We start from the raw sequence: 23782 nt of genomic DNA, 5'->3' as shown, positions 1-23782 counted from the left end.
GTGACTCCCGAACAGCTGCTCACGGACGACCTCATCGACCGGATCCGCGAACGGGCGGCCGGGTACGACGAACGCAACGCCTTCTTCGACGAGGACCTCGCGGAGCTCCGCGAGGCGGGCTACCTCCGCGGCCTCGTGCCCGCCGACCTCGGCGGGCTCGGCTGGTCGTTGGAGGACGCGGTGCGCGCCCAGATCCGGCTCGCTGGAGCCGCCCCGGCGACGGCCCTCGCGGTGAACATGCACCTCGTCTGGACGGGGGTCGCGAAGGTGCTGCGCGATCGAGGCGACGACGGGCTCGAGTGGCTGCAGCGCGAGGCGGCGGCCGGCGAGGTCTTCGGCTTCGGTATCAGCGAAGCCGGCAACGACCTCATGCTCTTCGGCTCGCGCACCGTCGCCGAGCCGCAGGCGGGCGGCGGCTACCGGTACACGGGCCGGAAGGTCTTCACCTCCCTCTCGCCCGCCTGGACCAGGCTCGGCACGATGGGTCTCGACACCGCGTCGGAGGACGCGCCGAAGCTCGTGTACGGCTTCATCGACCGCGAGGACCCCGACGTGCGGGTGCTCGACGACTGGAACACCATGGGCATGCGGGCGAGCCAGAGCCGCACGACGGTGCTCGACGGCGCGTTCGCCGCACCCGATCGGATCGTGCGCCGGCTCGACCCGGGTCCCAACGCCGACCCGCTCATCTTCGGCATCTTCGCCTGCTTCGAGCTCCTGCTCGCAGCCGTCTACACCGGCATCGGCGGGCGCGCGCTCGAACTCTCGATCGCCGCGGCGCGTCGCCGCACCTCCATGAAGCATGACGGTCGTCCCCTCGCCGACGATCCCGACATCCGCTGGCGCATCGCGGATGCCGCCCTCGCGTACGACGGCATCGAGCCGCAGCTCACCTCGCTCGCCCGCGACGTCGACGCGCTCGCCGACCACGGACGGTTCTGGTTCGCCAAGCTCGCCGGCGCGAAGGTGCGGGCGACGGAGACCGCGAAGCACGTCGTCGACCAGGCGGTGCGGGTGGCGGGCGGCTCGTCGTACTTCGCCGGCAACGAGCTCGGCCGGCTCTACCGAGATGTGCTCGCGGGCATCTTCCACCCGTCGGACGACGAGTCGGCGCACTCGACCGTCGCGACGGCGTGGATCGGGCCGGTCGGCGGCTGAGTCGGGCGGCTGAGTCGGCGACCGTCGGCTCGCCTCGGTCTGCTCCCGCCGGTCGCGCCGATCCCGCCGGTCGGTAGACTGGCGGCGGATCGCGCCGCCGCACCGGGTCAGGCGCAACTCGCGCTGCTGGAGGTCACCGTGAACGGCATCCTGTTCATCATCGCCATGGGCATCTTCCTCTTCGGGATGTGGCTCATGGGCACGGCCACGCACGTCGCCGGGTTCGAGGCGATCGTCTTCGTCGCCGGCATCCTCTGCATCGCCCTCGCGATGGCCATCCCGATCAGCTTCCTCGGCCGCGGCCAGGGCGCCTGACGGTGGCGCTGCCCACCGCCGACACGCGCGTCACCTACCCGGCCGGCGAGCTCGTCTCGCAGGCCGTGGTCGTGCACGTCGCCGATCTCGGCGACGGCCGCCGTGCCGTGTTCACCGATGCGACGAGCATCCATCCCGTCGACGCGGGCTGGCCCGACCAGCCCGCCGACCGAGGTGTGCTCCGCGTCCGCGGCCTCGAGCTGCCCATCGTCGACGCCGTGCTCGCCGCCACCGACGGCACAGCGCTGCACGTCGGCGCCGACATCCCCGTGCGGAAGGGCACCGAGGGGTGGAGCTTCCTCGTCGCGCACGTCGTCGAGGATGGTGCGGCGGTCGAGATCGGCGACGCGGTCGAGCTCGAAGCGGATGCCTCCTACCGCCGGGCCCTCTCCATCGGCCACACGGCCTGCCACCTCGCCTCCCTCGCCCTGAACCAGGCGCTCGCCGATCGATGGAGCAAGACGCCTCGGCCCGACGCCCTCGGCGCGCCGGACTTCGACGGCACGGCCATCCAGTCCTCCCGCATCGGGCCCGGCGGCTCCGTCGACCGGTACCGCCTGAACAAGTCCCTGCGCCGTGCCGGTTTCGACACGGCGAGCCTCGAGTCGCCCGACGCGCTCGACGGGCTCGCCGCCTCCGTGAACGCGACGCTCGCCGAATGGGTCGCAGACGGCGGTGCCGTACGCGTCGAGCGGGACGGCGACGGGCTCACCGACCGGCGCCGCTGGGTCGCCGAGCTGCCCGACGGCCCGGCCTCGATCCCCTGCGGCGGCACGCACGCGACCTCCGCCGGCGAGCTCGGCGAGGTGCGCGTCTCCTTCGCGACGGACGACGACGGCGGGACCCCCGTCCTCGTCATGACGACGAGGACGACGCCGACGGAGGTGCCGCCCTCGGCGCCGCGCCCGTAGCCCGGGCGGCGACACCCTCCGGCGGGGTTACGATGTCGGGCGTGGGTATTCGCATCGAGAAGGTCGACCTGCCCGGCATCGGTGTCCGGCACGACCTGGTGACCGAGGGCGGTCGCCGAATCAGCGTCGTCTCGCATCGCGACGGCGAACGCGACCTGGGCGTCTTCGACGAAGACGATCCCGACGCCTGCCGCAACTCCGTCCCGCTGAACGACGAGGAGGCCGCAGCCCTCGCCGATGTGCTCGGCGCATCGGTGATGCTCTCGCGCCTCACGAGCCTGTCGGACGAGACCGCTGGCCTCTACACCGAGCAGATCGCGCTGCCCACGGACTCGCCCTACCTCAACCGGACCCTCGGCGACACCAAGGCCCGCACGCGCACCCACGCGTCGATCGTGGCCATCGTCAGGGACGGCAGCGTCATCCCCTCGCCGACCCCCGCGGAGCGGCTCCGCGCGGGCGACGTCATCGTGGTCGTCGGAACTCGCGAAGGACTCGACGGGGTCTCCCGTCTGCTCGCCAACGGCCCCGACTGACCGGGGCCGCCATGCACGAGACCACGCTGCTCCTGATCGAAGCCGGCGCGCTCCTCCTCGGCATGAGTCTGCTCGGGCGACTCGCGAACGCCATCGGCATCTCCGCGATCCCCTTCTACCTCCTCCTCGGCCTCGCCTTCGGCGACGGCGGCTTCATCCCGTTCGACGCGAGCGAGGAGTTCTTCGAGACGGGCTCCGAGATCGGCGTGATCCTGCTGCTCGCGCTCCTCGGCCTGGAGTACACCGCGAGCGAGCTGTTCGGCAGCCTGAAGTCGGCGCGCGCTGCGGGCCTCGTCGACGCGCTGCTGAACGCCCTCCCCGGCGCGGCGCTCGCCCTGCTGCTCGGCTGGGGGCCGGTGGCGGCGGTCGCCCTCGCCGGGGTGACCTGGGTCTCCTCGTCGGGCGTGATCGCCAAGCTCCTCCGCGACCTCGGCCGCCTCTCCAACCGAGAGACCCCTGGCATCCTCGCCGTGCTGGTGCTCGAGGACCTCGCGATGGCCTTCTACCTGCCGATCCTGTCGGCGCTCGTCATCGGCCTCAGCCTGTGGCAGGGCGCCATCTCGGTCGCGATCGCCGTCGCTGTGGTGAGCGTCATCCTCTTCGTCGCCCTCCGATACGGGAACCTCGTGTCCAAGCTGTTCCCGGCCGACCAGTACGAGCCGCTGCTGCTCGGCGTACTCGGGCTGACCATGCTCGTCGCGGGTCTCGCCGCCGAGGTCAACGTGTCGGCCGCCGTCGGCGCGTTCCTGGTCGGCATCGCCCTGTCGGGACGGGTGGCCGAGAACGCCAGCCAGGTGCTGACGCCGCTGCGCGACCTGTTCGCGGCGATCTTCTTCGTCTTCTTCGGCCTCACGACCGACGCGGCCGAGCTCGTCTCGATGCTGCTGCCGGCCCTCGCCCTCGCCGTCGTCACCATCCTCACGAAGCTCGCGACGGGCGTGTACACCGCGCGGAAGGCCGGCGTGGGCACGCTCGGCCAGTGGCGAGCCGGCTTCGCGCTGGCTCCGCGGGGCGAGTTCTCCATCGTGATCGCCGGGCTCGCCGTCGGCGCGGGCGTCGCTCCACAGCTCGCCCCGCTCGCGACGGGGTACGTGCTCATCACCATCATCGCCGGCACGTTCCTCGCCCGGGTCCCGGATGCCGCGTGGTTCCGCGAATCGGTGAAGCGCCGGCGCGCGCGTCAGGCCGGCTGAGCGGCGAGCAGCTCGCGCACTCGCGGCACCACCTGCGTGGCGTATCGCTCGATGCTCGCGAGCATCGACTCGTGCGAGAGCGTGCCGTTGGAGTACTTCAGGTCGAAACGGCTGGCGCCGATCGCCCGGATCGCCCCCGCCATCTTCTGCGCCACCGTCTCGGGCGAGCCGGCGTAGAGGGCGCCGTGCCGGGCCTCGTTCTCGAAGTGGTCGCGCGTCGTGGCACCCCAGCCGCGCTCGCGGCCGATGCGGTCCATGATCGACCGGTAGTGCGGCCACAGCGTGTCGAGCGCCTCGTCATCGGTCTCGGCGATGAACCCGGGCGAGTGGATCGCCACAGGCTGCGGCTCGTGGCCGAACTGGTCGAGCGCCTTCCGGTAGAGGTCGGCGAGCGGGGCGAACCTCGCGGGCGAGCCGCCGATGATCGCGAGCACCAGCGGCAGGCCGTAGTGCGCGGCCCGAACGACGGACTCGGGGCTGCCCCCGACGCCGACCCATGTCTTCAGCCGGCCGTGCTCGACGGGCGGATACACGGACTGGTCGGTGAGCGCCGGACGGAGCTTCCCGGCCCAGGTGACGGGCTCCTGCGGGAGGAGGGCGGCGAACAGCTGCAGCTTCTCCTCGAAGAGGTCCTGGTACTGGCTGAGGTCGTAGCCGAACAGCGGGAACGACTCGATGAACGAGCCGCGTCCGAGGATGACTTCGGCCCGCCCGCCGGAGAGCCCGTCGAGCGTGGCGAACCGCTGGAAGACGCGCACGGGGTCGTCGGAGCTCAGCACGGTGACCGCCGAACCGAGATGGATGCGCTCGGTCCGGCCTGCGATGGCGGCGAGTACGACCTCGGGCGCGGAGATGGCGAACTCGTGACGGTGGTGCTCGCCGACTCCGAAGAAGTCGAGGCCGAGCTTGTCGGCCAGTTCGGCCTCGGCGACCACGTTGCGGAGGACCTGCGCGTGCGGCAGCGGCTCGCCGTCGGGGCCCAGGGTGACATCGCCGAAGGTGTCGAGTCCGAATTCGACCTGCTGCGTCATGGTGGCTCCCTCTCCCCGGCGGGCGTCTCGTGCGCCGACGGGCGTCGTTCGGGCGCATGAGATACATGCACCTGCATCGAGATGACCGAACCGGTGGCGCCACGAGACTATTCCCAGGACGCCTGCGGCCTCCAGTGCCAGGATGGCGGGTCGGGAATGCCGAGACGGCCGTGCGGCGTTGTCGATGAAGACGCATGCAATCGAGGTGCGCGGACGGCCGAGCAGAAGGTGAGGAGCAGGTGACGGAGCGACCGGTGATCGGGATCTTCGGTGCCGGCAAGGTGGGCACCGCGCTCGCACGCCTGCTCGTCGCCTCAGGGCACGAGGTGCTCATCGCCGGCTCCCCGCGGCAGACCGCACTGGACCTGCTCGTCTCGGTCGTCGCGCCGGGCGCCCGCGTGGTCGGCCCCGACGAACTCGTCGAGCTCGCCGATGTGGTCATCGTCGCCGTCCCGTTCGGCAAGGCCGGCAGCGTGCCGTGGGACCGCTTCGACGGCCGGATCGTCGTCGACGCGATGAACTACTGGCCCCCGGTCGACGGCAACATCGCCGAGGTCGACGAGGATCCCCGCTCGACGAGCGAGCTGAACGCCGCGCGGAACCCCGCTGCCCGGGTGGTGAAGAGCCTCAACCACCTCGGCTACCACGACATGGAGGACGACGCGCTGCCTCCGGGGGCGCGGCTGCGCCGGGCCCTCGCCGTCGTCGGAGACGACGCCGATGCCCGCGCCGTCGTCGCCCGCCTCATCGACGCCATCGGGTTCGACCCGGTCGACGGCGGCGCGCTCGCGCACGGCGTGGCGCTCGAGCCGGGACATCCGGCCTTCGGCCAGGCCCTCTCGGCGGCCGAGCTCGGCGCGCTGCTGACGCCCGCCGCGCATCTGGCCGCGTAGGCGCGCGCTGCGGAGCCGCGCCGGCGGGATAGGGTGAGCGCACCCCCACCGCACGCCGGCCCGGCCGGCACCCCTCGAGGAGCACGGATGCCCCGCCCAGCCCTGTTCGGCCCACTGGCCGCGATCGTCGGTTTCCTCGCGTTCGTCGAGTTCACGAGCGGGATCATCCAGGGCTACTACACCCCGATGCTCACCGACATCGCGCGCCACCTCGGCATCCACGACGCCGACGTGAACTGGCTCGAGGGCTCGCAGCTCGCCCTGTCCGCGCTCGTCGTGCCCGCCTTCGCGAAGCTCGGCGACATGGTCGGCCACAAGCGGATGCTCCTCATCTCGACCGCGATCACCGCCGCCGCGTCGCTCGTGCTGCCGTTCACCGATTCGTTCGCGGTCTTCCTCGTCGCATGGGCGCTGCAGGGGTTCTACGTCGTCTGGCTGCCGCTCGAGGTCGCGTTGATCTGGTCGCGCTCACGGGCGGCGGGGCATCCGGCCTCCCTCACCGCGAAGGCCGCGGGCGTGCTCGTCGCCGCACTCGAGCTCGGCGCGATCACCGGCGCGCTCGTCGGCGGAGCGCTCATCGATGCGCTGCCGCTGACGGTCGTGCTGCTGGTGCCGGCGCTCGCCGTCGTGGCGTGCTTCGTGGTGATCCGCTTCGGCGTGCGTGAGTCGCCCGACCTCGCGGGCGGCCGCCTCGACACCGTGGGGCTGACGCTCGTGTCGCTGGCGCTGCTGGCGCTCACCGGCGGCCTGAGCTTCCTGCGACTGAACGGCGTCGGGCACCCGCTCGGCTGGTCGCTCGTGGTGATCGGCATCCTCCTCGTCGTGCCCTTCGCCCGCTGGGAGCTGCGTCACCCCGACCCGCTGATCGACGTGCGCATGTTCCGCTCGCCGTCGCTCTGGCCGGTGTTCCTCACGGCCGGCCTCTTCGGTGTGAGCGTGCTGGGGGCGCAGGCGCCGCTGTCCACGTTCGCCCGGACCGACCCCGAGGTGTACGGCTACGGCCTCGGCACGCAGGGCTTCGCCACGTCGCTGCTCATCGGCGTCTACCTCATCGCGATGATCGCGGGAGCGCTGCTCTACCCGGTGGCGGCGCGACGGCTCACGCCGCGGATCACGCTCATGGTCGCGGCCGGGCTCGTCGCCGTCGGCTACCTGCTGTTCCTGCCACTGCACGACACCTACGCGCAGACCGTCACCAACATGGCGATCGCGGGCGTCGGCTCGGGCGCGCTCGTCGCGGCGCTCCCGGCCGCGGCGGCGGCCGCGGCGCCCGCGCACCAGACGGGTGTCGCGACGGGGCTCACGAACTCGGTGAAGACCGTCGGCGGCGCCATCGCGTCGTGCGTGTTCGGCATCGCGCTCGCCAGTCACCTCGCCGCCGGCACCCCGTCCGGTGCGGAGGGCACGGCGGGCTCGTTCTCCGGCTACGTGACGGTCTGGCTGGTCTGCGGCCTCACGGCCGCGGTCGCGGCCGTGCTGCTGGCGTTCGTTCCGCGGCACGCGTTCTCGGATGCTCCGATGCCGGAGCACGCCCCCGTCGCCTGAGACGGTCCCGCGGCGGCTCAGGCCTCCCGAGCCCCCAGCGTGCGGCGCTGCCGCTTCCTCGCGCCGAGATCGGCGAGGCCGAGCGCGAGCGCCAGTGCGAGGAACAGCGCCACCGATGCCATCCCGTACCCGTAGGCGTGGTGGAAGGCGGTGAGATCCCCTCCCTCGCCCGTGCCGTCACCCTCACGCCAGATGGTCGCGTAGAACAACGACAAGGCCACCGCGGTGCCGACGGCCGCACCGACGCGCTGGCCGAGCTGACCGACCGAGCCGGCGAGTCCGCCCTGGCGCACGGGGATGTCGGCCAGCGTGAGGGTCTGGTTCGGCGAGATCACGAGGCCGCCGCCGAAGCCCGCGACGACCATCGTGCCCGCCATGGCCCACGGCGTGACCGCGGGCGGCGTGGTGAGCGCGACGAGCACAAGGCCGCCGATGCCGGCCATCAGGATGATGATGCCCCAGACGACGAGCGGGCGGCCGATCCGGTCGACGACCGTGCCGCCCCACCACGAGGCCACCGCGCTCGTCAGCGCGAATCCGATGGTGACCATCCCGGCGTAGACCGGTTCGAGGCCGAGACCGTGCTGCAGGTAGAGCGTCGTCAGCAGGAAGCTCGGTGGCATCGCCGTGAAGTACGCCGTGGCGAGCGCCGTGCCGTTGCGATAGGAGCTGATCGAGAACAGCGACAGCGGAACGAGCGGGTGCCGGCCGCTCGCTGCGTAGTGCCGCTCCCACGCGATGAACCCCGTGAGGGCGAGCACGAACACGATGAGCGTCCACCACCTCGCGGGGTCGTCGGTCGGCGCTCCGGTGGTGAACAGGAACGGCCACATGAGGGCCACCACGGTGACCGCGAAGAGCCCGAGACCGACGGGGTCCAGCTCGAGCTTGCGGGCCGGCCGGTCGGGGGCGCCGGGCAGGAGCCGGATCGCGAGGACGATCGCCACCAGGACGAGCGGGACGTTCATCCAGAAGATCCAGCGCCACCCGTCGGTCGCGCCGCCGAGGGCGATCATCAGGCCGCCGAGCGTCGGGCCGAACGCCGTGGAGATGCCGATCGTCGCCCCGAACAGGCCGAAGGCGCGACCGCGCTCGGCCCCCTGGAAGAGTTGTTGCACGAGGCCCAGCACCTGCGGCATCTGGATGCCCGCGGCGACGCCCTGGAGCAGCCGGCCGACGAGCAGCACCGTGGCGTTCGGCGCGAGCGCGCAGACGACGCTCGTGACGAGGAACGCCGAGAGGCCGATGAGGAACATCGCCTTCCGCGAGCGCTGGTCGCCGATGCGGCCGGCGGGCACGAGCGTGAGGCCGAAGGTGAGGACGTAGCCCGAGACGATCAGCTGCAGCTCGGTGGAGCCCACCCCGAAGGCCTGCTCGATCGAGGGCAGGGCGACGTTCACCTTCGTCAGGTCGAGGATGGTGAGCGCCGCGACCGCGACGCAGACCCAGTAGGCGCGCCAGCGCTGCGGCGCCGTGAGCGGGATCGAATGCGTGTCGAGTGACGTGGCCATCGGCTCCACCCTACGCGCGGGCTCCGCGCCGACCCGGTACCGACCGGCGGGCCTGCGCATCCGAATCCGCCCATCCGCGGCGAGCGCCATGATAGGCCGGTGCGCCCGCAGGCGGAACCCCGTGCGGCCCGCGACGACCCGACGTACCGTCGAAGGCGAACGGATGCCCCGCGCGACGAGGATCCCTCGCGAGCGGGACGTCTCGGAGGGAGGCCCACCATGGGACACGTCGTGATCTTCGCCCCGGCGCCGCTCGTCACCGTGACGATCGAGGACGACGCCGCCGGCCCCGACCTGCACGTGCACGCGGGCGGGCAGGGCGTCTGGCAGGCACGGATGCTCCGCGAACTCGGCGCCGATGTCACGCTCTGCGCCACACTCACGGGTGAGCTCGGCACGATCGCCGGCCACCTGCTCGATGACGACGGCGTCCGGCTCTCGGCCGTCCGACGGGCCGGCCGAGGGGCGGGGTACGTGCGCGACCGACGCAGCGGCGAGCGTGCGAGCATCCTGGAGCAGGCCGGCGACCCGCTCTCCCGACACGACCTCGACGAGCTGTACGCGGTGACGCTGCGTGAGGCGATGGCGGCCGACCTCGTGGTCCTCTCCGGCCCCGCGGACGAGCACACCCTCCCCAACGACGTGTACCGTCGCCTGTCCGCGGATCTGCGAGCCGCGGGCAAACCCGTGGTCGTCGACCTCGCCGGCCGACGCCTCGACGCGGCGGTGGCCGGCGGGGCGCACCTGGTGAAGGTGAGCGACGAGGAGCTCGTGGCCTCCGGCCACGCCGACGAGGCATCCGCCGACTCCCTGGCGGCGGGCGCCGAACGACTCCGCGAGGCGGGCGCCGGGCACGTCGTCGTGACGCGTGCGGGGCATCCGACCCTGCTCGTCACCGAGGCGGGCGCGTCTCGGGTCCACGTGCCCCGCATGGAGGCGGTCGATCCCCGCGGCGCCGGCGACTCCTTCACCGCGGGCATGGCCGCCGCGCTCGCCGACGGCGACGACCTCGCCGACGCCGTCGCGCTCGGCGCCGCCGCGGGTGCGTTGAACGTCACGAGACACGGGCTCGGTTCCGGCGACGCCGAGGCGATCCGGCGACTCCGCCGTGAGGTGCGGATCGAACCGTTCCGCGGCGACGACGCGGGGCGGCTGAGTCCCGACGACCTCGCCGGCCGTGTCGAGGAGGTCGGCCGATGACCCTCGAGCGCACCGTCCTCGTCACCAACGACGACGGCATCGCCTCCCCCGGCCTGTACGCGCTCGCCCTCGCCGCGCTCGACGCCGGATTCTCGGTGATCGTGGCGGCGCCGGCGAGCGAGTCGAGCGGGAGCAGCGCGTCCATCATCGGCGCCGACGCCGACGGCCGCATCAGCATGGAACGCCGCGAGGTCGCGGGCCTCGAGCGCGCCAGCTGCTTCGCCGTGCAGGCGGCGCCCGCCCTCATCGCGCTCATCGCGGCGCACGGGGCGTTCGGCACACGCCCCGACGCGGTGCTGTCGGGCGTGAACCGCGGGGCCAACGTCGGTCGTGCGATCCTGCACTCCGGCACGGTCGGCGCCGCCCTCACCGGTGGCGCGAGCGGTGCGCGGGGCCTGGCGGTGTCGCTCGACGTGGGGATGGATCCAGACGCGCACCACTGGCAGGCCGCCGTCGAGGTCGCCGTGCCGCTGCTGGTGCCGCTGCTCGAGAGCGACCCCGGCACGGTGCTGAACCTCAACGTGCCGAACACGCCCGCGACCGGTCGTCTGGCCCCGCGTGCGGCCACGCTCGCGGCCTTCGGAATCGTGCAGACGACGGCAGCCAAGCCCGGCGAGGGCGAGGTGCGGCTCACCGTCGCGGACGTCGACGGCGAGTTCGACGCCTCGAGCGACGCGGTCCTGCTCGGCGCCGGGCATCCGACGCTGACGGCGATCTCGGGGGTCGGCGATGCGGCACTGCCGCAGGGAATCACCGCAGACTGAGGGCGGGAATGCGAAAGGCCGGCGATTCGCCGGCCTTTCGTCGTGGTGGACCCAGGGGGATTCGAACCCCCGACCTTCTCATTGCGAACGAGACGCGCTACCAACTGCGCCATGGGCCCGAGCCGTCATCGACTCTATCACCCTCGGAGGGGTGCTCCGAACCACTCGTCGCGGAGCGGATCAGACCGCTTCGCGACGTCGGCGGAGCACGGCGTCGAGGCTCTCGAACCCGGGCTCGGCGGCCTCGACGACCCCCATGCGGGCGTACGGGTTCGCCGGCGTCTCTGCCACGGGCTCATCGCCGACCGGTCGTCCGACGCGGGCAGCGGGCGCCTGCTGCCGGGCCGCGATGGTCGGCACGGCGGGTGCGAGCGCCGCGGCGCGCTCGGCCAGCTCCGCGTCGAGCGACGCCTTGCGCAGCTGCTCGGCCGCCTCGATCGAGGCCATCGCCGCTGCGGCGATCGTGCCCCGCGAGAGATGCAGGGCCTTCGGCAGCGCGTTCGGCGTCCAGCCCTCGTCGACCGCCTCGGCGACCGGCGCAGGCTCGGCGAACTCGAACGGCTCGAACGGCGGCGCTTCGGCGACCGGAGCCGCGACCGCGACGGACGGGGCGGACACGCGGCGGCGCGACAGCACCACGGTGCCGGTGAGACCACCGGCGACTCCCGCCGCTCCCAGCAACCCGGGCACGGCGGAACCGCCCGCCGCCAACCCGACGAGTCCGACGATCGCGACGATGAGCGACACGAGCATCACGAGGGTGCACAGCGCCCTCGCACGGCGGAGCCGGCGACGGGCGCGTCGTCGGGCGGCCGCACCGGCGGGCGCCCGCTCGGCGCCTTCCTCGCTCCACGCGGGGGCAGGGGCGTCCGCTGCGACCGCCGCCTGGACCGCGGCCGCCTCGGCCTCCGCTCGCGCGGCGGCGGCGAGTTCCGCGGCGTGCAGACGTTCGGCGATCGCCCGCTGCTCCGCCGCCTCGGCCTCGAGGCGCGCCGTCTCGGCCTGCTCGGCGAGGATGCGCTGCTGAGCGACGACCTCGCGTGCCGTCGCCTCGACCGTCACGGCCTCGGGCGTCTCGGCCGTCTCGGCGAGGATGCGGAGGGTCTGCTGAAGGCGGACCGCGTTCCGCTCGGTCGCCAGGTACTGGCGCCGCCGAAGCCAGGTCGGCAGCAGGTACGCGATCCAGAGTGCGGCGGCGACCGCCACGAGCACTCCCCCGCCGATCGCGTCCATGGGTCAACGCTAGGTCACGCGAGCGTCACGGCTCCACTCGGCGCGGGGCGTGTCAGCGATCGGCCGGACGGAGGGGGTGCGCAGCGGCCGCTCGATCATCTGGCGAGACCTGCGCGACCCCCTCGGGCACCCGCCCGCTGCGCCACCTCGCGAGCACACCGCCGGGGACTTCTTCGGCGACCAGGGCGAACGCGAAATGGTCGCGCCAGTCGCCGTCGATATGGATGAATCGCCGCCGCAGCCCCTCGTACCGGAAGCCGAGCTTCTCGACCACGCGCAGCGAGGGGCCGTTCTCCGGGCGGATGCAGATCTCCATGCGGTGCAGCCGCAGCGTGCGGAAGCAGTAATCGGTCGCGAGGGCGACGGCGGTGGGCGTGATGCCCCGGCCCGCGACATCCTGTGCCACCCAGTAGCCGATCGTCGCCGACGACAGCGACCCGTACGCGATCGACGAGACGTTCAGCTGACCGACCAGGCGCCCGTCGACCTCGATCACGAACGGCAGACCGTGGCCTGCTCGCGCGTGCGCGGTGAGGCTCCGGATGCTCGCGCGGGTGTCGATGACGCCGCCGCCGCCCGGATACGTCGCCTCCCAGCGACGCAGCCACCCGCGGTTGTCGAGCAGTACACGTTCGAGCGGCTTGGCGTCTCTGGCCCGGATGGGCCGGAGCGTGACGTCGCCGTCGCGGAGCGTCGGCAGGACGGCGGCGGGCATGCTCAGACTGTAGCGCCTCCGTCGGCCGGTGCGGCCACGAACTCCGCGAGCCAGGCGCGGAGGTCGGGGCCGAGGTCGTCGCGGTCCGCCGCGAGCTGGACGACCGCCTTGATGTAGTCGAGCTTGTCACCGGTGTCGTATCGACGACCGCGGAAGACGACGCCGTACACGCCGCCGGTGCCCTCGACGTCGCCCGCCATCTCCATGAGCGCGTCGGTGAGTTGGATCTCCCCGCCCTTGCCGGGCGCCGTGTGCTCGAGCACCTCGAACACCTCGGGCTTCAGGACGTACCGGCCGATGACGGCGAGGTTCGAGGGGGCGACCTCCTTGGCCGGCTTCTCGACGAGGCCGGTGATGCGGACCACGTCGGGGTCGTCGGTCGGCTCGACCTCGGCGGCGCCGTACAGGTGGATCTGGTCGGGGTCGACCTCGAGCAGCGCCACGATCGACGCGTCGCGCCCGACCTGCTCGGCGAGCATGCGGGTGAGGAGGACGTCGCGGGCGTCGATGATGTCGTCGCCGAGGAGCACGGCGAACGGTTCGTCGCCGACGTGCATCGCGGCCCGGAGGACGGCGTGGCCGAGTCCCTTCGGTTCGCCCTGGCGGACGTAGTGCATGTCGGCGAGGTCGGTCGACTCGTTGACCTTCTCGAGCTTCGCGGTGTCGCCCTTCGCCTCGAGGGTGTACTCCAGTTCGGCGACGTGGTCGAAGTGGTTCTCGAGCGCGTTCTTGTTGCGGCCGGTGATCATGAGGACGTCCGTGAGGCCCGCCGAGACCGCCTCTTCGACGACGTACTGGATCGCGGGCTTGTCGACGACCGGCAGCATCTCCTTCGGCATGGCCTTCGTCGCCGGGAGGAAGCGGGTGCCGAGCCCGGCCGCGGGAATGACTGCCTTCGTGATCCGTTTCGTCATGCGGCACAGCGTACCGGCCGGCCCTGACGAGCCGGTGCCCGTTGCGCGTGCACCTAGGATGTGTGCCATGCCCGACGATCCCGACGTGGTCAAGCGCATCCTCCGCGCCGAGCTGCGCGAGCGCCGCCAGAACATGCCGGCGCATGAGCGGGAGCTCGCGACCGAGGGCTTCACCGCCCGACTCCAGGAGCTCGTCGGCTCCACCGGAGCCAGGTCGCTGTCGTGCTACCTGTCGATGCCGACCGAGCCCGATACCCGCCCGTTCGTGAACTGGGCCGAGGCGAGGGGCATCCGCGTGCTCTTCCCGATCACCCGGGAAGACGGCCTGCTCGACTGGACCGTCGGCGAGGAGCAGACCGAGCGGATGGGGCCGACCGGGGTGCCAGAGGCCGAGGGCGAGCTGCTCGGGCCGATGGCGATCAACGACGTCGACCTCATCGTCGTGCCGGCCGCGGCCATCGACGCGACCGGCATGCGGCTCGGCTGGGGTCGGGGCTATTTCGACAAGACCCTGGGGTCGATGGGAAAATGTCCCCCGGTGTACGCCGTCGTCTTCGACAGCGAGTTCGTCGAGTCCGTGCCCCGCGAGGTGCACGATCAACCGGTGAACGGCGTCGTGACGCCGACGCGCATCGTCGCCTTCTGAGCCGGCCGCCGGCCGGCCAGTCCGCTCAGTCCGTCCAGCCGAGAGACCGCCATGCCCACCTATTCCTACCGCTGCACCGAGTGCGGCAACGCCTTCGACATCCACCAGGCCTTCTCCGACGAGGCCCTGACCACGTGCGAGGTCTGCGGCGGTCGGCTCCGCAAGCTCTTCAACACCATCGGCGTGACGTTCAACGGCTCCGGCTTCTACCGCACCGACTCCCGCAGTGGCGGTTCGGGCAGCGGGTCGTCGGATGGCTCGTCCGGCGGCTCGGGCTCCGCTTCGGGCTCCTCGGGCTCGGGCTCCTCCTCCGGAGGCGGCGCGTCGTCCGGCGGCGGCTCCTCCTCGTCAGCGTCGACCGGCTCGAGCTCGTCGGCTAGCGTGGCCTAGACGTGGCGGACGCGCAGGGGAATCGGGGAGGCGCCGTGCTCAAGGGGTTCAAGGAGTTCATCCTCCGTGGCAATGTGATCGAGCTGGCGGTCGCCGTGGTCATCGGCGCCGCGTTCACCGCGGTCGTGAACTCCATCGTGGCGAACCTCATCAACCCGCTGATCGGCGCCGTGTTCCGGGCCGACAGCCTCGACTCGGCCCTGATCGTCGAGATCCCGACGCTCGACGGGGGCGCGCCGGCCGAGATCCGCTTCGGGGCGGTCCTCGGGGCGATCCTGACGTTCCTCATCGTCGCCGCGGTCGTCTACTTCGTCTTCGTGCTGCCGATGAACACGCTGAAGGACCGCGCGGAGGCCAAACGCCGGTCGGGCGAGCCCGACCCCGATGAGCCCGAGTCGGAGCTCACGCTGCTCGCCGAGATCCGCGATCTGCTCGCCGACCGCGAGCTTCCCACGCACCGAAGCGGCGCGGGCAGGCACACCGAGTAGCGGCGAGCCCGACTCGCCGCGCTGGTCACCAGTGCGGCGGGCGCTCGCGGGTGATGCGCTCGTCGTCGGGAGACCCGGCCGGCCGCGCCGGCGGCTCCTCGACGCCGGCGTCGCCGGACTCCGGCGACGGATCGCTGCCCGGCGCGGGCGTGAGCCGGGCGCGGCGGGAGCGACCCGGCACCCGTTCGATCCGCTGACGCGGCTCGCGTCGCTCGGCCCCGGTCGTTGCTTCCTCGTCGGGCGACGACCCCGGCGAGGCATCCGGACCGCGGGTCACGACGCGGCTCGGGCCGCCGGCTCCGCATCCGGTTTGCCGAGCAGCGCGGCGACGCGGCCTGCGACGGCGTCGGGGTTGCCGAAGAGCTCGAAGCTGTGCACCCGGAGGTAGTGCCAGCCCAACCGCCGGAGCACGTCGGGCCGCAGCCGCAGCGACTCGCGCAGACTCTGCCCGGCCAGGGCGGCATCCGTCTCGACGACGACCGCCTTGCCGGCGTGCGCGACGGCGAGGGCCAACCTGCCGCGGTAATCGAGCTTCACCCGAAGTCCGCGGCGCTCGAGGCGCGCGGCGAGGTCGACGAGCATGGCGTCGGGTGCCGTGCCCGCGGGGTCCCTGGCCTGGCGTTCCTCGGTCTGGCTCAGCACCTGGGCGAGGGCGAGCACGCCGTGCGACTGCCGTTCCTCGTCGATGTCGTCGGGCCGGAAGGCCGAGACGACGTCCATCGAGCGGCGGGCCCTCGTCATGCCGACGGCGAGGAGTCGGTCGCCGCCCGGCTCGCCGAGCGCGCCGAAGTTCGACAGCAGGCGGCCGTGCGGGGTGCGGCCGTACCCGACCGAGAACACGACCCGGTCGCGGCTCTGTGCGACGGCCTGCTCGAGCGTGAGCACGGTGAACGGCTCGGCGCGATCCTTCAGGATGAAGTCGGACAGGTCGGTGCGCTTGGCGAACGCGGCGAGCACGGCCTGGTGCACTCGGGCGGCGTGACGCGGGCTCGCGGTGATGACCATCAGCGATTCCCGCGGACGCTTCACCGCGTGGTCCATGACGAGCTCGACGACCTTCGCGACCTCCTGGTCGAGGCTCTCGACCGTTCCGGTGAGCGGATCGGGCAGCCCGTTGCCGTCGACGTAGTGCAGGCGCAGGCTGCCGTGGCCGAGGAAGCTGCCCGCCCACGGGTGCGACTGGATACGGCCCCCGTAGAAGCGGCGGTTCACGAGCTCGGCGAGGTCCTCGCCGCCCGCACGGTAGCTGCGGGTGAGCGTCATGGTGGGAAGCAGTTCTCCGAGCCGCGCGAGCGCGGAGTCGGCGTGCAGGGCGTCCACGCCGTGAGCGGTGTCGGCGCTGCCCACCCGCTCGCCGCCGTCGATGCCGGTCTCGAACAGCGTCGGCGTCTGCGTCACGGGATCGCCGAAGGCCACGACCTGCTTGGCGCGCCGGATGGCACCGAGGTTCTCGGCGATCGTCGTCGCGCCCGCATCGACGAGCACGACGGTGTCGAACGCGATGCGGTCGTCGATGCGGTCGACCTCGTACGGCGAGGCGAGCCAGACCGGCGCCAGGACGCGGAACAGGTGCGGCACCTGCTCCTGCAGGTCGGCGGGACGCACTCGGTCGCTGCGCAGCATCCGCTTCAGCCGGTCGGCCTCGTCGGGGTGGTCGACGAGCGCGACCTTCCAGTTCTCCGCCAGCCGCCACGCGGCGAGCGGTCCGCCGGCCGAGGCGTGCGCCTCGTCGACGAGCCGGAAGTCGGCCTCGAGCCGGTCGAGCACCTGCGTGTTCGCGCCGAGCAGCGCCTTGTCGTGCGCGAGCACGCCCTCGAGCATCGATTGCCACCATGCGAGCTCGAGCTCGTCGGCCACGCGGTGCTCGACCACGTGCCGCTCGGAGAGGTCGCGGAGGAGCGGATCGAGGCCGAGGTCGCGGAGCTTGGTGAGCAGCGCGGTGCGCTCCTGCAGGTTCGCGAGCACCTCGGAGTCGGCGGCCAGCCCGGCGAGCAGACTCGTCAGCTCGCGGATGGGGCGGGCGGCGAGCTGCCGAGGCGTCCCTTCGACGCCGAGCGGCACATCGAGGGTGGCGAGGTCGGCCGACACGGTCTGGTATGCGACGTGGACGTCGTCGATTCCGACGGGCACGCCGGGCGTCGCCCCGGCCTCGGAGTAGCGCTGCCAGAGCGTGCGCTGCTGCTGGATGCCTCGCAGGGCGGCGTTGAGGTCGGAGACGTGCACGCCCGGCCGGACGAACTCCAGCGCGTGCCGGCGCAGCCGCCGCCGGTTCGCACCGGACATGCCGGGCGAGTCGCGGCGCGAGCTCGTCGCGGCGATGAGCTCGCCGAGCGGCCGGTCGTAGACGGAGGGCCGGAACCGGTCGAGGGTGTCGCGCACGTCGAGGAGCAGCCGGAGGAAGACCCCGAGCTCCGCGACCGACTCGAACTGGCGGAGCCTCGTCTGGGCGATCAGGGCGCGGCCGCGCTCGAGGAGCCGCGGCAATCCCGACTGGTGGAGTCGCTTCGCGAGGGCGTGCGCCGCCTCGGATTCAGCGGCCGTGTCGAACACGGCGCCGTACCAGGGCGAGTCCCCAGGGCCGTACTTGAACTCTCCCAGCGCGGCGGCGCGGACGAGGTCGCGCGCGACCTGGGGCCGCTGGTCGGCGATCCGCACGAGGCACGCGTGATCGAGCCTGGCGGTGGTCTGCGGCGCGGGCCGGAGCTGGGCAAGCCGTGACAGTTCGACGAGCGCGTCGATCACGGTGACGCCGAGGTCGGGGTCGCGCCGGGTGAGCGCGGAGCGGTAGTCGAGCAGCACCTTCCGGAGCCGCACGAGCGCGTCGTCGACGTCGGCGACGCGCGGGCGCTCCGCCTTCTCGTTGCGCGAGATCGATTGGATGAGCTCGCGCCGGAGCCCGGCGGTGGTGACGGCCGCACCCCCCAGTCCGACCTGACCGAGGCGGTGCGCGATGCCGTCGAGGCTGGCCTTCCGGGCGCCGACCACGAGCACACGGCGGTCTTTCGCGATGAGCGCGCCGACGGCGTTGACGATGGTCTGGGTCCCACCGGTGCCCGGCAACGTCTTCACGACGAGCGAGGCGCCGGCCTCGATCTCCGCGACGACCTGCTCCTGCTCGGGGTCGGCGTCGAGGAGCAGGCGGTCGCCCTGCGGCGGACGCTGATCCTGCGGCACGAGGGCGGCGGGCTCCCGCCGGGCCGCGGTGAGCGCGGCGCGCGCGGCCGGGTTGCCGGCGATGGCGTCGATGACCGGGTGCGAGAGGTCGGCGGCATCGGCGGCCATCGCCGGCCCGACCTCGGCGAAACTCGAGACCACGAGCCGCGGCGCGACCCGGAACCACGGCAGGTGGGTGGTGAGCCCGCGCAACCGGTCGATCACGGGCTGCGGTTTGAACACGCCGTTCGAGATCGCGAGAGCGACGAACGCGTCGGCGTCGAGCGTGATCTGGAACTGCTCGCGGAGCTCCCGGGCGAGGGCCGGGTTGAGGAAGGGCTGCCCCTTCAGCTTCAGCTCGAAGTCCCGGCCGTACCTGCGGATCGCGAGCGGTCGGAGGAGGACCGGGGCGAGGAACTCCTCGCCGTCGTTGCGCCAGGTCGCGAGTCCGATGGCGAGGTGCACCGACTCGATGCCGCGGACGGAGCGGAGCTCGATCCCCTTCTGCGTGATCTCTGCGGCGGCGAGCTTGGCGTTGCGCAGCGCGAGCTCGTCGCGGATGAGGCTGGACAGCAGGGTCGACTTGCCGGTGATGAACTGCGGCAGGCCGCCGGGATGCGTCGTGGAGAGCTCGATGCGGGTGAGCGGGGTGTCGACGAACCGCACGAGGGGCGAGCGTCCGCCGACGGCGGCGAGCTCGGCGATCCAGCGACGGCGCGCCGGATCGGCGACGTTGCCGGCCACGAGCGCGGGGTCGCCGAGGCTGAGGCCGTCTGGACTGGTGAGGTGCTGGTTCATGGGTTCAGGCGTGAGGTCGTCGGCGACGGCGTCGGGCACGGGAGGGAGCAGGTCCTGCTCATCTGGGTTCCGATCGAGCCGCGGCACACTGGGAGGATACGTGCCGGATGACCCGGATCCGCGCAACTTCGCCGTGAAGCGTCGTTTTGGATACCCCGGGGGTATCGGGCTACCCTCGTCGGATGCACCAGACCGACTCCCGCGCACCCCGGACCGTCATCGTGGGCGGCGTCGCCGGCGGCATGTCCGCCGCCACCCGGCTCCGCCGGCTCGACGAACGACGCGAGATCGTCGTCCTCGAGCGCAGCGGCGCCGTGTCCTTCGCCAACTGCGGACTGCCCTACCACGTGTCGGGCGTGATCGCCGATCGCGACGGGCTCGCGCTGCAGACGCCCGAGCGGCTCGCCGAGCGATTCCGCATCGACGCCAGGACCCACCGGGAGGCGGTCGCGATCGACCGGGGCGCGAAGACCGTGACGGTGCGCCCCGTCAGGCCGGACGCTGGCGGTCCCGACGAGATCCTCCGGTACGACGAGCTCGTGCTCTCCCCCGGCGCGACGCCGCGCCTGCCCGGGCGTGTCGCGGCGGGTGCGCCCGTCTTCGCCCTGCGCACCCTCGACGACCTGGACGAGATCATGGCCGCGCTCGATGCGGTCGAGCGGGCTCCCGGTGCCCGGCCGGCGCGAGCCGTCGTGCTCGGCGGCGGCTACATTGGCGTCGAGGTCGCCGACAACCTCCACCGGCGCGGCTTCGCGACGACCATCGTCCAGCGCTCCGCGCAGCTGCTCCCCGGCTTCGACCCGGAGATGGCGGCACCGCTCGTCGAGCACGTGCGGGGCCGCGGCGTCGACGTCCGTCTCGGTCGGGAGGCGACGGCGGTCGACCTCGAGCGTGCCGGGAGCCGGACCGGGCTGGTCGTCCTCGACGACGGCTCGTCCCTCGCGGCCGACGTCGTGATCGCGGCCATGGGCGTCGTGCCCGAGGTCGGGCTGGCCGTCGCGGCCGGACTCGAGCTCGGGGCATCCGGCGGCATCGCGGTCGACGAGCACCACCGCACGAGCGATCCCGCGATCTTCGCCGTGGGCGACGCGGCCGAGAAGCGCGACGCCGTCGACGGCAGCGGGCGACTCGTCGCCCTCGCCGGGCTCGCGAACCGCCACGGCCGCGCAGTCGCCGACGTGATCGCGGGCGCGCCGGCACCGACGCGTGCGGCCCTCGGCACGGCGATCGTGGACGTGCTGGGGCTCACCGCCGCGATGACGGGATGGAGCGAAGCGACGGCGGCTGCGCGCGGCCGCCGGGTGCGAGTCATCCACACGCATCCCTTCTCGCACGCCACCTACTTCCCGGGCGCCGCGCCGATGTCGCTGAAGCTCGTCGTCGATGCCGACACCGACCGCATCCTCGGTGCGCAGGCCGTGGGCACCGACGGCGTCGATCGGCGCATCGACGTCATCGCCACCGCGATGTCTGCAGGGCTCGCCGCAGGAGACCTCGCCGACCTCGAGCTCGCGTACGCGCCGCAGTACGGCCAGGCGAAGGATCCGGTGAACCTGCTCGGGGCCATCGACCGCAACCTCGCCGACGGCTTCGACCGCACCATCCAGTGGCACGAGCTCGACGACGCGATCGCCGCGGGGGCCGTCTTCCTCGACGTGCGCGCGGAGGGTCAGCTCGCGGAGGGGACCATCCCGGGTGCCACCTGGATCCCCGTCGAAGCGCTCCGCGACCGGCACCTCGAGTTCGCGGGGCGGCCGGTCGTCGTCCATTGCCGCGTCGGCCAGGGCGCGCACACCGCCGCCCGTCTGCTCGCCGAGCTCGGCCACGACGTCGTGAACCTCGACGGCGGCTACCTCACCTGGCGCGCCGGACGGCTCGCCCGTCAGCACGCCGCCGAAGCCGCGGACGCCGCCCGCGCCGCGTGACCGCCGCGCCCTTCACTCCGCCCACGACCCACGCCAGGAGGCATCCCATGCAGTCCATCTCCCCCACCGACGCCCACGCCATCGCCGGCGCCCACCTGCTCGACGTCCGCGAGGCGTCCGAGCTCGAGCAGGCGCGCATCGACGGCGCCCAGCACATCCCGCTCGGCGAGCTGGTCGCCCGGCTCGACGAGGTGCCGCGCGACCGCCCCGTGTACGTCCTGTGCCACGTCGGCGGGCGAAGCGCACAGGCGACGCAGTACCTCGAGCAGCAGGGCGTCGACGCGTGGAACATCGACGGCGGCATCGTCGCCTGGTACCGCGCCGGGCTGCCCGTGACGATGGGCGAGGGAGCATGAGCGGCGGCCTCGCGTCGGACGACGCGCAGCGCCGTATCGCGAACCGCCTGAAGCGCGCACGCGGTCAGCTGGACTCCGTGATCGAGGCGGTCGAGTCCGGTGCGGACTGCCGCACCGTCGTGACCCGGCTGTCCGCGGTGTCGAGCGCGCTCGATCGCGCCGGCTTCGCCATCATCTCGTCGGCGCTGCGCGACTGTCTCGCCGAGGAGGCGACGGGTGGCCGGCCCGGCGCCCGTGACGCCGGCGCCGGCGAGCGGCTGGATCCGGAGGAGCTGGAGAAGCTGTTCCTCTCCCTCGCCTAGCGGGTCGACGGCATCCCCCGCCCGCACCGCGCCGGCGCCGCCCGGTCACGGGCCACGACGCGGCCGCCCGGCTCACGCCGAGGCGAGCTCGAGCCCGTGCGCGGTGGCGACGCCCTCGTTCGTCAGCCGGCCGCCCGTGGCGTTCAGGCCCTTGGCGAGCGCGGCGTCCTCGGCGAGCGCCGCCTGCCAGCCGAGGTCGGCGATCTTCAGCGCGTACGGCAGGGTCGCGTTGGTGAGCGCCGGCGTCGAGGTCGCCGGCACGGCGCCCGGCATGTTCGCGACGCAGTAGAAGATGGCGTCGTGCACCCGGAACGTCGGGTCCGCGTGCGTCGTCGGCCGCGAGCCCTCGAAGCATCCGCCCTGGTCGATCGCGATGTCGACGAGCACGGCGCCGGGCTTCATCGAGGCGACCATGTCGTCGGTAACGACCTTGGGTGCGGCCGCGCCGGGGACGAGGACCGCACCGATGACGAGGTCGGCGTCCTTCAGTTGGCGGGCGATCTCGTACGGACTCGAGGCGAGCGTGTGGATGCGGTGGTCGTAGCGGGCATCGAGCTCGCGGAGCTTCGGCAGCGAGATGTCGAAGACGGTGACGTCGGCGCCGAGCCCGAGTGCGGTCGCGGCGGCCTGCTCGCCCGCGACGCCGCCGCCGATCACGACGACCTTCGCGGGGCTCGTCCCCGGGACGCCTGCCAGCAGCACGCCGCGCCCGCCCTTGGAGGCGTGGAGCTCGGCGGCGCCGACCTGCGGCGCCAGCCGGCCCGCGACCTCGCTCATGGGGGTGAGCAGCGGCAGCGAGCGGTCGGGCAGCTGCACCGTCTCGTAGGCGATGGCGGTGACGCCCGAGTCGAGGATCGCGCGCGTGAGCGGGAGATCCGCGGCGAGGTGCAGGTAGGTGAAGAGCGTCAGGTCCTCGCGGAGGTGGTGGTACTCGGCCTCGATGGGCTCCTTGACCTTCAGCACGAGCTCGGCGGCCCACGCCTCATCGGCCGTGGCGACGATGGTCGCGCCCGCCTCGGCGTACTCGTCGTCGGTGTATCCGGCGCCGGCGCCCGCGCCCGCCTGGATGTCGACGCGGTGCCCGCGGAGGGCGAGTGCGTGCACCCCCGCCGGCGTCATCGCGACGCGGAACTCGTTGTTCTTGATCTCAGCTGGCACGCCGACGTGCATGGTGGTCTCCGAATGCTCCGGGGATGGATGCCTCAATGGTCGCCGCTTGTTCGCGGATACGGAAGGTCTACTGAACGATGTTCGGTAGGATGGCGACATCTCATTCGATCATTCGGAAGGATGCCGCGCCGTGACCGATGCACCGCAGATCAGCGCAGCGGGGGTCGCGCTCGACGACATCGACCGGCGCATCGTCGCGCTCCTCCACGAGAACGCCCGAACGCCGAACGTCGAACTCGCGCGCGCGGTCGGGGTCTCCCCCTCCACCTGTCTCGCCCGGGTGCGCTCGCTCCGCGAGCGGGGCGTGATCGTGCGCTACACCGCCGAGATCAATCCGGCCGCGCTCGGGTACACGCTGCAGGCGCTCGTCAGCGTCCGGATCCGTCCCGGGGCCCGGCACCTGATGGAGCAGATCTCCGACGAGCTGCGCCGCCAGCCCGAGGTGGCGCAGCTGTTCTTCCTCGGCGGCACCGAGGACTTCCTCATCCACGTCCGCGTGCGCGACAGCGAGCACGTGCGACAGTTCGTGCTGAAGAACCTGTCGGCGAACCCCGCGGTCGCGCTCACCGAGACGAACCTCGTGTTCGAGCACCACACGGCGAACCCCGCCGGGCTCCGCGCGGTGCTCTGAGCGG

The 23782-nt window shown here is 72.7% G+C and carries 24 protein-coding genes and 1 tRNA gene; 16 read left to right on the top strand and 9 right to left on the bottom strand.

Features of this window, described 5'->3' with window-relative positions; genetic code table 11:
* The 5 genes from ABIQ69_RS05405 (at position 1) to ABIQ69_RS05385 (ending at position 4113) form a co-directional block, all read left to right on the top strand.
* On the top strand, positions 1-1158 hold the full coding sequence (locus tag ABIQ69_RS05405) for an acyl-CoA dehydrogenase family protein (RefSeq protein WP_350349358.1): 1158 nt from the start codon (positions 1-3) through the stop codon (positions 1156-1158).
* 138 nt (positions 1159-1296) lie between these two features.
* Entirely contained in the window at positions 1297-1473 is a 177-nt protein-coding gene (locus ABIQ69_RS05400; RefSeq protein WP_350349357.1) for a hypothetical protein, read from the top strand.
* Positions 1474-1475: 2 nt separating this feature from the next.
* The gene (locus ABIQ69_RS05395; protein WP_350349356.1) at positions 1476-2384 is read left to right on the top strand and encodes a metal-dependent hydrolase; all 909 of its coding nucleotides are present in this window, start codon (positions 1476-1478) and stop codon (positions 2382-2384) included.
* A 41-nt stretch (positions 2385-2425) separates the two neighbouring features.
* Positions 2426-2920, top strand: coding sequence for a cation:proton antiporter regulatory subunit (locus ABIQ69_RS05390; RefSeq protein ID WP_350349355.1), 495 nt, complete (start codon positions 2426-2428; stop codon positions 2918-2920).
* Positions 2921-2931: 11 nt separating this feature from the next.
* Positions 2932-4113, top strand: coding sequence for a cation:proton antiporter (locus tag ABIQ69_RS05385; protein ID WP_350349354.1), 1182 nt, complete (start codon positions 2932-2934; stop codon positions 4111-4113).
* On the opposite strand, the gene ABIQ69_RS05380 is transcribed toward ABIQ69_RS05385, so the two are convergent.
* On the bottom strand, positions 4101-5144 hold the full coding sequence (locus ABIQ69_RS05380) for an LLM class flavin-dependent oxidoreductase (RefSeq protein ID WP_350349353.1): 1044 nt from the start codon (positions 5142-5144) through the stop codon (positions 4101-4103). The genes ABIQ69_RS05385 and ABIQ69_RS05380 overlap by 13 nt on opposite strands.
* Before the next feature lie 239 nt (positions 5145-5383).
* Between ABIQ69_RS05380 and ABIQ69_RS05375 the strand changes: the two genes are divergently transcribed.
* Together ABIQ69_RS05375 and ABIQ69_RS05370 are read left to right on the top strand one after the other, a co-directional pair.
* A complete protein-coding gene (locus ABIQ69_RS05375; protein WP_350349352.1) occupies positions 5384-6037 on the top strand; it encodes an NAD(P)-binding domain-containing protein in 654 nt (217 codons plus the stop codon).
* Between the two features lie 87 nt (positions 6038-6124).
* Positions 6125-7582: an MFS transporter gene (locus ABIQ69_RS05370; protein ID WP_350349351.1), complete on the top strand. Its 1458-nt coding sequence runs from the start codon at positions 6125-6127 to the stop codon at positions 7580-7582.
* A 17-nt stretch (positions 7583-7599) separates the two neighbouring features.
* On the opposite strand, the gene ABIQ69_RS05365 is transcribed toward ABIQ69_RS05370, so the two are convergent.
* Positions 7600-9093 carry an MFS transporter gene (locus tag ABIQ69_RS05365; RefSeq protein WP_350349350.1) on the bottom strand — a complete coding sequence of 498 codons (1494 nt, stop codon included), beginning with the start codon at positions 9091-9093 and terminating at the stop codon, positions 7600-7602.
* Positions 9094-9312: 219 nt separating this feature from the next.
* Here ABIQ69_RS05365 and ABIQ69_RS05360 point away from each other — a divergent pair, with 219 nt between their 5' ends.
* Positions 9313-10293, top strand: a complete 981-nt coding sequence (locus tag ABIQ69_RS05360) for a PfkB family carbohydrate kinase (protein WP_350349349.1) — start codon at positions 9313-9315, stop codon at positions 10291-10293.
* Positions 10290-11057, top strand: coding sequence for a 5'/3'-nucleotidase SurE (locus ABIQ69_RS05355; protein ID WP_350349348.1), 768 nt, complete (start codon positions 10290-10292; stop codon positions 11055-11057). Before ABIQ69_RS05360 ends, ABIQ69_RS05355 begins: the two co-directional genes overlap by 4 nt.
* Before the next feature lie 43 nt (positions 11058-11100).
* On the opposite strand, the gene ABIQ69_RS05350 is transcribed toward ABIQ69_RS05355, so the two are convergent.
* From ABIQ69_RS05350 to galU, 4 genes are all read right to left on the bottom strand, one after another.
* Positions 11101-11176 (bottom strand) — tRNA-Ala (locus tag ABIQ69_RS05350).
* A 61-nt stretch (positions 11177-11237) separates the two neighbouring features.
* Positions 11238-12290 (bottom strand): hypothetical protein, encoded by a 1053-nt coding sequence (locus ABIQ69_RS05345; RefSeq protein WP_350349347.1) that lies wholly within the window; start codon positions 12288-12290, stop codon positions 11238-11240.
* 52 nt (positions 12291-12342) lie between these two features.
* Positions 12343-13005 carry a GNAT family protein gene (locus ABIQ69_RS05340; protein ID WP_350349346.1) on the bottom strand — a complete coding sequence of 221 codons (663 nt, stop codon included), beginning with the start codon at positions 13003-13005 and terminating at the stop codon, positions 12343-12345.
* A 2-nt stretch (positions 13006-13007) separates the two neighbouring features.
* Positions 13008-13919: a UTP--glucose-1-phosphate uridylyltransferase GalU gene (galU, locus tag ABIQ69_RS05335; protein WP_350349345.1), complete on the bottom strand. Its 912-nt coding sequence runs from the start codon at positions 13917-13919 to the stop codon at positions 13008-13010.
* A 67-nt stretch (positions 13920-13986) separates the two neighbouring features.
* Between galU and ABIQ69_RS05330 the strand changes: the two genes are divergently transcribed.
* Genes ABIQ69_RS05330 through mscL form a run of 3 tightly spaced genes read left to right on the top strand, consistent with a single transcriptional unit; the run spans position 13987 to position 15443 of the window.
* Positions 13987-14565, top strand: coding sequence for a 5-formyltetrahydrofolate cyclo-ligase (locus tag ABIQ69_RS05330; RefSeq protein WP_350349344.1), 579 nt, complete (start codon positions 13987-13989; stop codon positions 14563-14565).
* A gap of 51 nt (positions 14566-14616) precedes the next feature.
* Positions 14617-14955, top strand: coding sequence for an FmdB family zinc ribbon protein (locus tag ABIQ69_RS05325; RefSeq protein ID WP_350349343.1), 339 nt, complete (start codon positions 14617-14619; stop codon positions 14953-14955).
* Between the two features lie 35 nt (positions 14956-14990).
* Positions 14991-15443, top strand: a complete 453-nt coding sequence (gene mscL / locus ABIQ69_RS05320) for a large conductance mechanosensitive channel protein MscL (RefSeq protein WP_350349342.1) — start codon at positions 14991-14993, stop codon at positions 15441-15443.
* Positions 15444-15468: 25 nt separating this feature from the next.
* On the opposite strand, the gene ABIQ69_RS05315 is transcribed toward mscL, so the two are convergent.
* Both ABIQ69_RS05315 and ABIQ69_RS05310 read right to left on the bottom strand, forming a co-directional pair.
* On the bottom strand, positions 15469-15720 hold the full coding sequence (locus tag ABIQ69_RS05315) for a hypothetical protein (protein ID WP_350349341.1): 252 nt from the start codon (positions 15718-15720) through the stop codon (positions 15469-15471).
* Positions 15717-19394, bottom strand: coding sequence for an AAA family ATPase (locus ABIQ69_RS05310; protein WP_350350084.1), 3678 nt, complete (start codon positions 19392-19394; stop codon positions 15717-15719). Before ABIQ69_RS05310 ends, ABIQ69_RS05315 begins: the two co-directional genes overlap by 4 nt.
* A 182-nt stretch (positions 19395-19576) precedes the next feature.
* On the opposite strand from ABIQ69_RS05310, the gene ABIQ69_RS05305 reads away from it, so the two are divergent.
* From ABIQ69_RS05305 to ABIQ69_RS05295, 3 genes are read left to right on the top strand one after another with little or no spacing between them, the layout of a single operon-like run.
* The gene (locus ABIQ69_RS05305) at positions 19577-21319 is read left to right on the top strand and encodes an FAD-dependent oxidoreductase (RefSeq protein ID WP_350349340.1); all 1743 of its coding nucleotides are present in this window, start codon (positions 19577-19579) and stop codon (positions 21317-21319) included.
* A 47-nt stretch (positions 21320-21366) separates the two neighbouring features.
* On the top strand, positions 21367-21675 hold the full coding sequence (locus ABIQ69_RS05300; protein WP_350349339.1) for a rhodanese-like domain-containing protein: 309 nt from the start codon (positions 21367-21369) through the stop codon (positions 21673-21675).
* A complete protein-coding gene (locus ABIQ69_RS05295) occupies positions 21672-21977 on the top strand; it encodes a metal-sensitive transcriptional regulator (RefSeq protein WP_350349338.1) in 306 nt (101 codons plus the stop codon). Before ABIQ69_RS05300 ends, ABIQ69_RS05295 begins: the two co-directional genes overlap by 4 nt.
* Before the next feature lie 72 nt (positions 21978-22049).
* On the opposite strand, the gene ald is transcribed toward ABIQ69_RS05295, so the two are convergent.
* Positions 22050-23147 carry an alanine dehydrogenase gene (gene ald, locus ABIQ69_RS05290; RefSeq protein WP_350349337.1) on the bottom strand — a complete coding sequence of 366 codons (1098 nt, stop codon included), beginning with the start codon at positions 23145-23147 and terminating at the stop codon, positions 22050-22052.
* Positions 23148-23277: 130 nt separating this feature from the next.
* Here ald and ABIQ69_RS05285 point away from each other — a divergent pair, with 130 nt between their 5' ends.
* Positions 23278-23778, top strand: a complete 501-nt coding sequence (locus ABIQ69_RS05285; RefSeq protein WP_350349336.1) for an Lrp/AsnC family transcriptional regulator — start codon at positions 23278-23280, stop codon at positions 23776-23778.
* Positions 23779-23782: the final 4 nt, after the last annotated feature.

Source organism: Agromyces sp. G08B096 (genome assembly GCF_040267705.1).
Lineage (GTDB): Bacteria > Actinomycetota > Actinomycetes > Actinomycetales > Microbacteriaceae > Agromyces.
The sequence above is the reverse complement of the archived record's forward strand: the minus strand, read 5'-3'. Positions and strand labels throughout refer to the sequence as shown.

Excerpts from the sequence above, each read along its gene's own strand:
- ald (WP_350349337.1), bottom strand. The coding sequence starts at position 23,147 with ATGCACGTCGGCGTGCCAGCTGAGATCAAGAACAACGAGTTCCGCGTC.
- ABIQ69_RS05310 (WP_350350084.1), bottom strand. The coding sequence starts at position 19,394 with ATGAACCAGCACCTCACCAGTCCAGACGGCCTCAGCCTCGGCGACCCC.
- ABIQ69_RS05340 (WP_350349346.1), bottom strand. The coding sequence starts at position 13,005 with ATGCCCGCCGCCGTCCTGCCGACGCTCCGCGACGGCGACGTCACGCTC.
- ABIQ69_RS05380 (WP_350349353.1), bottom strand. The coding sequence starts at position 5,144 with ATGACGCAGCAGGTCGAATTCGGACTCGACACCTTCGGCGATGTCACC.
- ABIQ69_RS05300 (WP_350349339.1), top strand. The coding sequence starts at position 21,367 with ATGCAGTCCATCTCCCCCACCGACGCCCACGCCATCGCCGGCGCCCAC.
- ABIQ69_RS05355 (WP_350349348.1), top strand. The coding sequence starts at position 10,290 with ATGACCCTCGAGCGCACCGTCCTCGTCACCAACGACGACGGCATCGCC.
- ABIQ69_RS05330 (WP_350349344.1), top strand. The coding sequence starts at position 13,987 with ATGCCCGACGATCCCGACGTGGTCAAGCGCATCCTCCGCGCCGAGCTG.
- ABIQ69_RS05365 (WP_350349350.1), bottom strand. The coding sequence starts at position 9,093 with ATGGCCACGTCACTCGACACGCATTCGATCCCGCTCACGGCGCCGCAG.
- ABIQ69_RS05325 (WP_350349343.1), top strand. The coding sequence starts at position 14,617 with ATGCCCACCTATTCCTACCGCTGCACCGAGTGCGGCAACGCCTTCGAC.
- ABIQ69_RS05345 (WP_350349347.1), bottom strand. The coding sequence starts at position 12,290 with ATGGACGCGATCGGCGGGGGAGTGCTCGTGGCGGTCGCCGCCGCACTC.
- ABIQ69_RS05370 (WP_350349351.1), top strand. The coding sequence starts at position 6,125 with ATGCCCCGCCCAGCCCTGTTCGGCCCACTGGCCGCGATCGTCGGTTTC.
- ABIQ69_RS05305 (WP_350349340.1), top strand. The coding sequence starts at position 19,577 with ATGCACCAGACCGACTCCCGCGCACCCCGGACCGTCATCGTGGGCGGC.
- galU (WP_350349345.1), bottom strand. The coding sequence starts at position 13,919 with ATGACGAAACGGATCACGAAGGCAGTCATTCCCGCGGCCGGGCTCGGC.
- ABIQ69_RS05360 (WP_350349349.1), top strand. The coding sequence starts at position 9,313 with ATGGGACACGTCGTGATCTTCGCCCCGGCGCCGCTCGTCACCGTGACG.
- ABIQ69_RS05385 (WP_350349354.1), top strand. The coding sequence starts at position 2,932 with ATGCACGAGACCACGCTGCTCCTGATCGAAGCCGGCGCGCTCCTCCTC.
- ABIQ69_RS05295 (WP_350349338.1), top strand. The coding sequence starts at position 21,672 with ATGAGCGGCGGCCTCGCGTCGGACGACGCGCAGCGCCGTATCGCGAAC.